This window comes from Sphingomonas sp. PAMC 26621 (assembly GCF_000251145.1).
Lineage (GTDB): Bacteria > Pseudomonadota > Alphaproteobacteria > Sphingomonadales > Sphingomonadaceae > Sphingomonas.
Genome location: NZ_AIDW01000039.1, coordinates 24,726 through 34,470, shown reverse-complemented (window position 1 = coordinate 34,470; position 9,745 = coordinate 24,726). Strand labels below are relative to the sequence as shown.

Genomic DNA, 9,745 nt, shown 5'->3' with positions numbered 1-9,745 from the left:
CAGAAGAACGGCATCACCCGGCGCTGGGCCAAGCGCGGGACACGTCCGTCAGCGCCGAAGGACCAACGTACCACCTCGGCCTACATCTACGCCGCCATCTGCCCAGCCGAGGGCAAGGGAGCGGCCCTGGTGCTCCCGCGCTGCAATACCGAAGGGATGACGCTGCACCTCGCCGAGATATCCGCCGCCGTGACGCCCGGCGCCCATGCCGTGCTGATACTTGACCAGGCAGGCTGGCATCTCTCGGCGGGGCTGATCGTCCCGGCCAACATCACGCTGCTGCCGCTGCCGGCAAAATGCCCCGAGCTCAACCCGGTCGAAAACGTCTGGCAGTTCATGCGCGACAACTGGCTGTCGAACCGCATCTTCAAATCCTACGACGACATCCTCGACCATTGCTGCTTCGCCTGGAACCGCCTCACCGATCAGCCGTGGCGCATCATGTCCATCGGACTGCGGTCGTGGGCCCATCGGTCCTGATCAGAGAGTCTTGGTATCAGTTGGCACAACGAGGACGAGCATCTCGATGAAGACGATCGTCGGCGCGTTATACTGAACCCGGTGCTTGCCAACCTGTTGCGTGGGCGATGGGCAGGTCGTTTTTGAAGCTCAAGGCGATAGCCGAGAGCGTCCGAAGCCTTCGTAATGGCCTCTCGCAACCGCAGTGACGTTTGATATATTCCCGTATGCGGAACACCCGAACCTTGAAACGACGGGTGGAAGTCAGCCCGGCCGCTTTGGAGAGCCTGATGACGTAAACGGACATTCGTTCAGTTGGCTCGGTCGGAGGTTTAAACGGTGTTGAGGGTGCATTGCGAGCGATCTGCGTTAGAATGTCAATCTTGTGCGCGAGAGCGGTTATGTTAGGCTATCGAGCGTTATGGCCACCTGACCTGCCACCGATCGGCCGCAAAAGATTCTAGCCAGCTTTTTGAACAATCTTCCGTGGGGTAGCGCAATGAACGAGCTGACACGCTTGGTACTGGACCACACCCCCGACCTCTGGCCGGTAATAGAGGAAGGCCTCGCCCGCGATGGCGAGTTTGCCGTGCGCGATCATCTCTCTGCTGGGTTCCCGGTCTATTACTGCGAGTCAGACACCCCCTCCGGCCTCGTTGTGAAAGAATACCCTGACGGCGGACGTGAGTTGGTCCGCCACAACCGTATCGCGGACGAAGTTATTCGTTCGCTTTAATGGGACATTTGCAGGTTTCGATCCTTGCCGGCTCAAACGGTAGCAACGAATTAAATCTCGCCGACCGTTTGACGAGTGGGTGCATCTTGATCGTAAATCCCAACAATATCGTACAGGAGCCGCTGCGCGCTACTGATGGCGGGCTCGCTAAATGACTGCTGGCGAGCCGGCTATGAAAGAATGCCGGACCGACTTCGCGCGGGCGGGACGTTCGCTTTCGAGATGACTTCGTCAGGCGGAACCGAGTTGAAGGCGCTGCGAGTTGCAAAGACCTTGGGGATAATCCTGGCCATAGCAATTGCCGTCGCCTGACCGTCTTGTATTACGTCCGGGAGCTTCTTGTCGGCCCGGGCATTTTGGCGAGCCGACCTGAGACATGATCCTCGATCTTTACATCGCCGATGGCGAGGGAAGGCGCGTAGATCTCTCAAGCCTTTGCCTCGCCAGCGGCGTCGCGCCCACGACGGCCAGTCGCAATGTCGATTTGCTGGTCGACGATGAATTGATTTCGAAGGTCGGCGACGCCGATGACGGGCGTCGTTCCTTCGTCAATATCAGCGGAACGCTGCGTGGGCGATCGACGAGTGGTTGGATCAGGCGGAAGCGAGTTTGACCGTCGCGGGCTGGACCGGTCCGTCGAACACAATATCCGATCATGACGACGATACCGAGCGGGTGCGCTCGAGGTAAGCGACACCGAACCGCCGTGGTGCGGTCCCACGGACGCGCAGGCAAGCGGTGACAAGTCGGCGCGCCTGGTGCTCATCAGCAGCGATGTGCGTGATCGTTCGGCCGGGCGTACCGAGGCGACCGAACCTAATCGACACCAACCACACACCGAACAGGTCCTGGCTTGCTTCGACGCGGTAGCGTCGCCGACAATTGCGAGCGGCGTCTATCGCCGCGAGCTCGATGCTGAAACACATGAGCACACGCTATCGATGGCGGCGGCGCTGTTCTAACGACTTGTCTGAATCACCCGGTGCGGGTGATCGATCTCCTGAATCACAGGAGGACCGGGCGGCCCGCCAAGGGCCGCCCGCGATTTTTTGGGCCACCCCGAAGGGTGGCCCGGATGGCCGATTGACCGTTTTTGAGACGCTGCATTCCCTCGGCTAGCGTCCACAACGCGCGATTGATTCCGACACCCTGATCGATGCCGTTGATCGGCCGCGTCGTGCTGCGACGCAGCTGACCGTTGGCATTTTGGCGACGTCCAGACAGTCCGCCGCGCAGCACGTTTTCCTGAATGACGTTGAACGTGGTCCACAGGCTTTGCCCGACGTCCTCGCGGCGACGGGGACTGATGATCTGTTCAGGCCGAACTGGGCTGTCCTCCTCGCCGTAGCGAGCGACAAGGCTCGCCTCTGCCAACACGCGCTGCTCTGGTTCGGACAGGCGAGTTTCCTTCATTTGCTCGGATGCGTCGATCAGGCGGGGGAAGTCCTCGGCGACGGTGAAAACGCCCTCGATGATCTGGTCCTGGATCTTACCCTTGTGGCTGACGCGGACCTCCTCGAACCGGTCACCCGCAATCATGCTGTTGGTGCAGACGAACCGCAGCATCCCGGCAAACATCTGGTAGGCGATGGCCCCGTCATCAGCCCTGACTTCGTGGCGAACAGCCGGGGACGAGGGGGGCAGCGAGAATCTGACGGGGTGGTGCGGGCGCACTGAGCAAAGCGAGGGAGCCACGGCCCGCCTGATTGTCGTTGCCGGGGAGAGGGGGCGGCGCGCCGCTTTCCCCGACCAAGCGAACGGATCTCGCCGGCGACGCCGGCGTCCATCACCGCGGCGCGCCAGCACGGCGCCCACGAGCAACGCACCCTTGCGGCGACCGGCCGGTGCGGCGGCGTGCGCGCGGGCCTGGGGGCCAGCCGCTGCCGCACCCCCCGGGCAGAGCGAGAGTGTCACGCGGTCACGACGATGCGCGCACCCTGTCGTCTTCACCAGAAGACGCAGTATGCACTCCGCTGATCCGCGTTCTCCATCATCGCGGGCGTCAGCCTGCGCGCGCGAGCGATCGTCGCTCGCATGGGACGAGACGCAAAGCGGCTCGGTCGGAGCAGAGCGGAGATAGAGCGCGGCCCGCCAAGGCGCGCCTTCTCGGAATCTACTGCATTGACGAACCTAGCTGTCGCTGCGCGCAATGATGATCGCCTAGAACTCCAACAGAGATGCCTTGCGTGCTCGGATATCGCCCTGTTCCACGGCGCAACGGTCGAAGCGCTGAACGACTACGACCTTTCCTATACGCCGCCCCTGAGCAGTCCATGCGACCCAGTTCAACAAACGGCTCAGGTTTGGGCCGAAACTAAAGACTGCGCCTAAGTAAGACGCGTGCGTTCGCTGGGGCTCGCCACGAACGCTCCGCGACGAAAGGAACGGTCGGTTACCGGGCCTGGGCTTTTGCCCACCAGCAAAGCCGATCAAGGGTCGGATCGAAGACCTGCTCCACGGCTCGCCTTCGACGCCTTGATATGTCTGCCATCTTCGTCGGACGGGTCCTGAGCATGCGGCTCGGCATCAGCGGGTATGAATAGCCGTTACCTCGGCAGTCGAGCCGCGCATCCTCATTGAGAAATCGATCCGCTGTCCGACTTTCACGCCCTTTATCAGTGCCGGAGGGGTTGCCACGAACGCCATCGTCATCGCCGGCCAACCCAAGGCCGCAATCGGCCCGTGCTGGATCGTTATCTTGGCGGTCTTTAAATCGATCGCGGTTACAACGCCGCTGCCGCGACCGGACTTTACGGCCCCCTTCATCGGCATGCCCGGCATGGAAGCGCTCGACTGCGCCAATGCCGGGTTCGTCGTCAGGCCTGCAAGGATGGCGAGCGCGAACAGGGTCTTCTTCATAGCGTATTCCTTTGCAACGTAGAGGCTGGGGTTGGAGGGAGGGTGGAATGTCGGGCGCGCCGCAGCAGTAGGAACGCTGCCGGCAGAACCAGCATCGAGAGCAATGGTGCGGTGAGCATGCCGCCAATCATGGGAACGGCGATCCGGCTCATCACTTCGGAGCCGGTGCCCGTTCCGATCAGAATCGGGAACAGACCGGCAAGGATCACCGCAACCGTCATCGCCTTGGGCCGGACACGGAGGAGTGCGCCTTCGCGCACTGCCGCCTCGACCTCGGCATCGTTTGGCGTCGGGCCACGGGCGTCCAGCGCATGCTTGAGATAGATCAGCATCACCACGCCGAACTCGGCTGAAACACCGGCGAGCGCGATGAACCCGACGCCGGTCGCGACCGACTGGTTGTAGCCGAGCAGATAGAGCAGCCAGAGTCCGCCGGTGAGTGCGAAGGGCAGAGTGCCCATCACCAGCGCGGCTTCATCGAACCGGCGGAAGGTCGCGTAGAGCAGCAGGAAGATGATGACCAAGGTCGCCGGCACGACGATCTTCAATCGCTCGACCGCGCGCTGTAGGTACTCGAACTGGCCGGTATAGGTGGCGCTGACGCCAGGCGGCAGTTTCACCTTGGCGGCGATCGCGTTCTGCAGATCACGAACGATGGTGGTGAGCGGCGCGCCGCGTCCATCGATGTAGATCCACGTCACCGGTCGGCCGTTCTCGCTGCGCAGCATTGGCGGTCCATCGGTGATGCGAACGTCGGCGACGGTGCCGAGCGTGATCTGCTGCCCTGCCGGCGTCAGCACGGCCAGATTGCGCAATCCTTCGATACTGTCGCGCAGCTCGCGCGGATAACGCACGCTGATCGGATAACGTGCGAGTCCCTCGACGGTCTGGCCGATCGTCTCGCCGCCGATTGTGCTCGACACGATCGACTGCACGTCGGCGACGTTGAGACCATAACGTGCCGCGGCGGCCCGATTGATATCGACGTCGATATATCGCCCGCCGGTGAGCCGTTCGGCGAGCGCCGACCCGACCCCGGGCACGGTTTTCGCGACCTGTTCGATCTCGCGCGCGGCCGCGTCGATCTCGGCGAGGTTCGCGCCTGCCACCTTGATACCGATCGGACTCTTGATGCCGGTCGACAACATCTCGATCCGATTGCGGATCGGCGGAATCCAAAAATTTGCGAGGCCCGGCACCTTTACCGCCTTGTCGAGCTGGTCGATCAATTTGTCCTGCGTCATGCCCGCGCGCCACTGATCCTTGGGCTTGAAGCGGATCGTGGTCTCGAACATCTCGAGCGGCGCCGGATCGGTCGCGGTGTCGGCGCGGCCGGCCTTGCCGAACACGCTTTCCACTTCGGGTACGGTCTTGATGAGCCGGTCGGTGAGCTGGAGCAACTGGCCGGCCTTGGCGGTCGAAATGCCGGGCAGCGCGGAAGGCATGTAGAGCAGGTCGCCCTCGTTCATCTGCGGGATGAACTCGCCGCCTAGTTGGCTGATCGGCCAGAGACTGGTCGCAAACACGAGGCCGGCGATGACCAGCGCCTGTTTCGGTCTTGCCAGTACCCAGTCGAGCGCGGGACGGTAGATGCGGGTGAGGGCGCGATTGATCGGATTGGCATTCTCGGACGGGATGCGACCGCGGATCAGCAACCCCATCAGCACCGGGATCAGCGTGATCGACAGGATCGCAGCGCCCGCCATCGCATAGGTCTTGGTAAAGGCGAGCGGCGCGAACAGGCGCCCCTCCTGACCCTGAAGCGAGAAGATCGGCACGAACGAGAACGTGATGATGAGGAGGCTGAGAAACAGCGCCGGGCCGACTTCGACCGCAGCGGCGGTGATGACGCGCCAGCGCTCGGCACCCGCTAATGTTTCGTCCGGATGATCGTGCGCCCAATGTTCGAGATGTTTGTGCGCGTTTTCGATCATAACGACGGCCGCATCGACCATTGCGCCGATGGCGATGGCGATGCCGCCCAGCGAGAGGATATTGGCGTTCAGTCCCTGCACGCGCATCGCAATGAATGCGATGAGGATACCGAGCGGGAGCGTGAGAATGGCGACCAGCGCCGAACGGACGTGCCAGAGGAACAGCGCGCAGACGAGCGCCACGACGATAAACTCCTCGATCAGCTTGCTGCGCAGATTGTCGACCGCGCGATCGATCAGGCCCGACCGGTCATAGGTGGTGACGACCTCCACGCCGGGTGGCAGGCTCTTCTTCAATTCCTCGAGCCGAGTGCGTACCCCGTCGATCACCTCGCGCGCGTTCTTGCCTTGGCGCATCACGATGACGCCGCCTGCAACCTCGCCCTCGCCGTTGAGCTCTGCCAACCCGCGCCGCATTTCCGGACCGATCTGAATTGTGGCGACGTCGCCGAGTGTCACGGGGACGCCGACAACCGTCTTGAGCGGCACGCTGCGGAAATCGTCGAGCGTCTTCAGATAGCCGGTCGCGCGGACGATGTATTCCGCCTCGGCCATCTCGACGACCGATCCGCCGCTCTCCTGATTGCCGCGCTTCAGTGCCTCGGTCACCGCCTCGTGGGTGATCCCGTAAGAGGCCAGCTTCTGCGGATCGAGGACGACCTGATACTCTTTCACCATCCCGCCGATGCTCGCGACCTCGGCGACCCCCGGCACGGTCTTCAATTCGTAGCGCAGGAACCAGTCCTGGATGCTGCGGAGTTGTGCGAGATCGTGACGGCCGGTCCGGTCGACCAGTGCATATTCATAGACCCAGCCCACCCCGGTAGCATCCGGGCCGAGCGATGCCTTTGCACCCTCGGGCAGGCGGCTTTGCACCTGGCTCAGATATTCGAGTACCCGGCTGCGTGCCCAATAGAGATCGGTCGCGTCGTCGAACAGCACATAGACGAAGCTGTCGCCGACGAACGAATAGCCGCGCACCACGCGCGCGCCCGGCACGGACAGCATCGTCGTCGCGAGCGGGTACGTGACCTGGTTCTCGACGATCTGCGGGGCCTGGCCCGGATAGGTGGTGCGGATGATGACCTGGACGTCGGACAGGTCGGGCAGCGCATCGACCGCAGTCGAGCGCAAAGCGCCCACCCCGACGACGATCAGCGCGAGGGCTGCGAGCAGGACGAGGAAGCGCGCCTTGACGGACGCCTCGATGATCCGCGCGATCACTTCGTGTCCCCCGTGATCGGGCGCGCGGCGATGCCGGTCAGGCTCGCCTCGCTGTCGAGCAGGAACTGGCCCGATGCGACGACCTTCTCCCCTGCCGCCAGTCCTGCGAGGATTTCGGTCTGGCCGCTTGCCTCGCGCCCGATACGGACCTCGGCCGGTCGGAAACGACCCTTGCCGTCGGCAAGCATGACCAGCGTGCGCTTGCCGGTGCGGATCACGGCTTCGCTCGGCACCAGCAGCGCGGTGTCGGACGTGCCGCCCAGATGGACGGTCGCGAACATGCCGGGGCGCAGGCGACCGCCCGGGTTACGCAGCTCGATCCGTACCGTGAGCGTCCGGCTGTCCGCCTGCGTCGTCGGCAAGACGGCGATGACGCGGCCGGTGAAGCGCTCGCCAGAGAACCCCGCTAGCTCGGCATTCGCGGTCTGCCCGACTTTGACTGCGGTTGCGCGCACTTCCGGCACCGCAGCGTTCAACCAAACCGTGGCGAGGCCATTGACCTGCGCAAGCGTCTGACCGGGTGCGAGCGTAACGCCGGCGCGGGCATCGAGTTTCTGGATAACGCCCCCGATCGGGCTGCGAATGGTGGTCATCCCACGCCCGCCCGCCACGCCGCCTGGAATGCCGATCAGTCGCAGACGCTGGCGTGCGGCAGCGATCAACGCCGGGTCGCCCGTTTTGCGCACCGCTTCATATTCGCTCTGTGCGCCGCCCCATTCGGGGACCAGCACGTCGGCAATCGGCGCCCCGGCACGGATTATGTCGCCCGGTGCGCGACCATAGACCCGCTGGATGAAGCCTGCGGCACGTGCCTGCACGATTGCGATGTCGCGCTGATTGAAGTCGATCGCGCCGGTCACGTCGAGCGTGCCGGCCAACGTGCCGGTGGTCGCGGTCGCGAGCCGGATGCCAAGGCTCTGCATCGCCGAAGGGTCGATCGTGACGCCTGGCTTTGCCGTTGGGCCGCCACTCGCGTCGGCATATTTGGGGACCGTCTTCATCCCCATCGAGGACAGGGAATCCGGATTGTCGTAATGCTCCTGCGGCACCATCGGGTCGTAATAATAGAGCGGCTTGCGAGGGGTGTCCGGCGTCCCGGCGGCAGGCGTCCCATCATGCGAACCGGCCAGATAATAGCCTCCAGCGCCCGCGACGAGGGCGACAGCGGCAAACGTCGCCGCGAGCTGCGACCGTTGAAGTGACGTGAGGGTCATTGGTCGGCGCTCCCGAACAGGAGAATGAGCCGCGCGCCATCCGCGGCGACAGTCGCCTCGCGATCGAGCGTGGTGAGGACCGCATCGGCAAGCGCGGCATGCGCGTCGGCGATATCGGTGAGGGTGGCGCGCCCGGCGCTATAACTGCCGGTCTCAAGCGTCACCCGCTGCTCGGCGAGGGGCTGCAGCACGTCCCGAGCGCGGGACCATTGTGCGTGGTGCATCACGTGATCGGCAAGACCTGCTTCGAGATCAGCGGTCAGTTCGCGCGAACTGGCATCTGCGCCGGCGCGGGCACTGTTGGCATTGGCAGCGCGGGCAGCGATCAACGGTTCTTGACGCCGTTTCTTGAACAACGGCAGGCCGATCGTGACGCCTGCGGACACATAATCGCCGAACCGGGGATCGCGGCGTTGGTAGGACAGATCGACGCCGAAATCGGGACGCCGTTCTGCTTCGGCCATGCGGAGGTCGGCATCCGCGCGACCGATCGTGGCACCGGCCAACACCAGCGTCGGATGCTCGCGAAGCGACACGCGCAGGCGCGCCGGCTCTACCGTGAAGTCCGGCATCGGACCTGCGATGTCGGGGTCGGCTTCGCCCGTCCAGCGCCTGAGGTCGGCGCGAGCGCGGCCGACCATCGACACCAGCTCGTCGCGACGGTCCTGTAATTTCGCAACGGCTGCGCGCCCGGCGAGCACCTGTGCTGGCCGCGATGCCCCCGACGCGACCGCACCGGGTGACGCTTTGACGAAGCGGTCGAGCCGTTGGAGCACCGTGTCGAGCGCTGTAAGTCTACGCTCGGCATAAGCGAGACTGATCCAGGCAAGCGCGGCCTGAACCTTGACGATGCGCGCCTCCACGCCGGTCTCTGCGTCGGCGACGCCTATGTCCGCTTCGGCGCGACCACGTTGCGCGCGACGCTTGGCGAGATTGGGAATGTCCTGCGAGACACCGACGCGCGCCCAGGTGAAATTATCGCGCTGCGGCTCGAACGCGAGCGGTCCCGAGATCGGAAAGCTGTCGATCCCGAGCGCGAGCTTGGGATCGGGCAACTGCCCCGCGGCGCTTCGCGCCGATCGGGTCGCATCGGCGCCGAGCGACTTCGCCTTGATGGACGGCGCGTCGGCAGCCGCTTTTTGGAGCGCGGCGTCGAAGGTCAGCGGTCCGGCAGCTGCCGGCATACTGACCGACGCGAGCGCGAGCCATACCAGCGCGCGCGGCGCGCGGCGGCGTAAGGGGGTTCGCATTTCGTCATGTCCTGATCCTTGAGTTCACATCGCGTCGTACCCGGCGCATGCGCGCCAGGTCGCGTGACG

General features: G+C 64.2%; 8 protein-coding genes and 1 pseudogene. 3 read left to right on the top strand and 6 right to left on the bottom strand.

Features of this window, described 5'->3' with window-relative positions:
• The 3 genes from RI03_RS18965 to RI03_RS22940 form a co-directional block, all read left to right on the top strand.
• Positions 1-480, top strand: a 480-nt coding sequence (locus RI03_RS18965) for an IS630 family transposase (protein WP_010219240.1), incomplete at its 5' end; no start/stop codon positions are given.
• A 478-nt stretch (positions 481-958) separates the two neighbouring features.
• Positions 959-1,195 carry a hypothetical protein gene (locus tag RI03_RS18960; RefSeq protein ID WP_010219239.1) on the top strand — a complete coding sequence of 79 codons (237 nt, stop codon included), beginning with the start codon at positions 959-961 and terminating at the stop codon, positions 1,193-1,195.
• 376 nt (positions 1,196-1,571) lie between these two features.
• Positions 1,572-1,808 (top strand): MarR family transcriptional regulator, encoded by a 237-nt coding sequence (locus RI03_RS22940; RefSeq protein ID WP_010219238.1) that lies wholly within the window; start codon positions 1,572-1,574, stop codon positions 1,806-1,808.
• Between the two features lie 40 nt (positions 1,809-1,848).
• On the opposite strand, the gene RI03_RS22935 is transcribed toward RI03_RS22940, so the two are convergent.
• From RI03_RS22935 to RI03_RS18925, 6 genes and pseudogenes are all read right to left on the bottom strand, one after another.
• Positions 1,849-2,121, bottom strand: a complete 273-nt coding sequence (locus RI03_RS22935; protein WP_010219237.1) for a WGR domain-containing protein — start codon at positions 2,119-2,121, stop codon at positions 1,849-1,851.
• Positions 2,122-2,281: 160 nt separating this feature from the next.
• A pseudogene (locus tag RI03_RS18945) lies at positions 2,282-2,794 on the bottom strand (DUF932 domain-containing protein); the annotation flags it as partial.
• A gap of 927 nt (positions 2,795-3,721) precedes the next feature.
• Positions 3,722-4,054, bottom strand: coding sequence for a copper-binding protein (locus RI03_RS18940; protein ID WP_010219235.1), 333 nt, complete (start codon positions 4,052-4,054; stop codon positions 3,722-3,724).
• On the bottom strand, positions 4,051-7,212 hold the full coding sequence (locus tag RI03_RS18935; protein WP_010219234.1) for an efflux RND transporter permease subunit: 3,162 nt from the start codon (positions 7,210-7,212) through the stop codon (positions 4,051-4,053). Before RI03_RS18935 ends, RI03_RS18940 begins: the two co-directional genes overlap by 4 nt.
• On the bottom strand, positions 7,209-8,426 hold the full coding sequence (locus RI03_RS18930) for an efflux RND transporter periplasmic adaptor subunit (RefSeq protein ID WP_010219233.1): 1,218 nt from the start codon (positions 8,424-8,426) through the stop codon (positions 7,209-7,211). The genes RI03_RS18935 and RI03_RS18930 overlap by 4 nt, the downstream gene beginning before the upstream one ends.
• Positions 8,423-9,676, bottom strand: coding sequence for a TolC family protein (locus tag RI03_RS18925; RefSeq protein ID WP_010219232.1), 1,254 nt, complete (start codon positions 9,674-9,676; stop codon positions 8,423-8,425). The genes RI03_RS18930 and RI03_RS18925 overlap by 4 nt, the downstream gene beginning before the upstream one ends.
• Positions 9,677-9,745 lie beyond the last annotated feature (69 nt).

Bases quoted from the DNA above. Each gene is read 5' to 3' on its own strand.
- RI03_RS18940 (WP_010219235.1), bottom strand. From the start codon at position 4,054: ATGAAGAAGACCCTGTTCGCGCTCGCCATCCTTGCAGGCCTGACGACG.
- RI03_RS18930 (WP_010219233.1), bottom strand. From the start codon at position 8,426: ATGACCCTCACGTCACTTCAACGGTCGCAGCTCGCGGCGACGTTTGCC.
- RI03_RS22940 (WP_010219238.1), top strand. From the start codon at position 1,572: ATGATCCTCGATCTTTACATCGCCGATGGCGAGGGAAGGCGCGTAGAT.
- RI03_RS18960 (WP_010219239.1), top strand. From the start codon at position 959: ATGAACGAGCTGACACGCTTGGTACTGGACCACACCCCCGACCTCTGG.
- RI03_RS22935 (WP_010219237.1), bottom strand. From the start codon at position 2,121: ATGTGTTTCAGCATCGAGCTCGCGGCGATAGACGCCGCTCGCAATTGT.
- RI03_RS18925 (WP_010219232.1), bottom strand. From the start codon at position 9,676: ATGCGAACCCCCTTACGCCGCCGCGCGCCGCGCGCGCTGGTATGGCTC.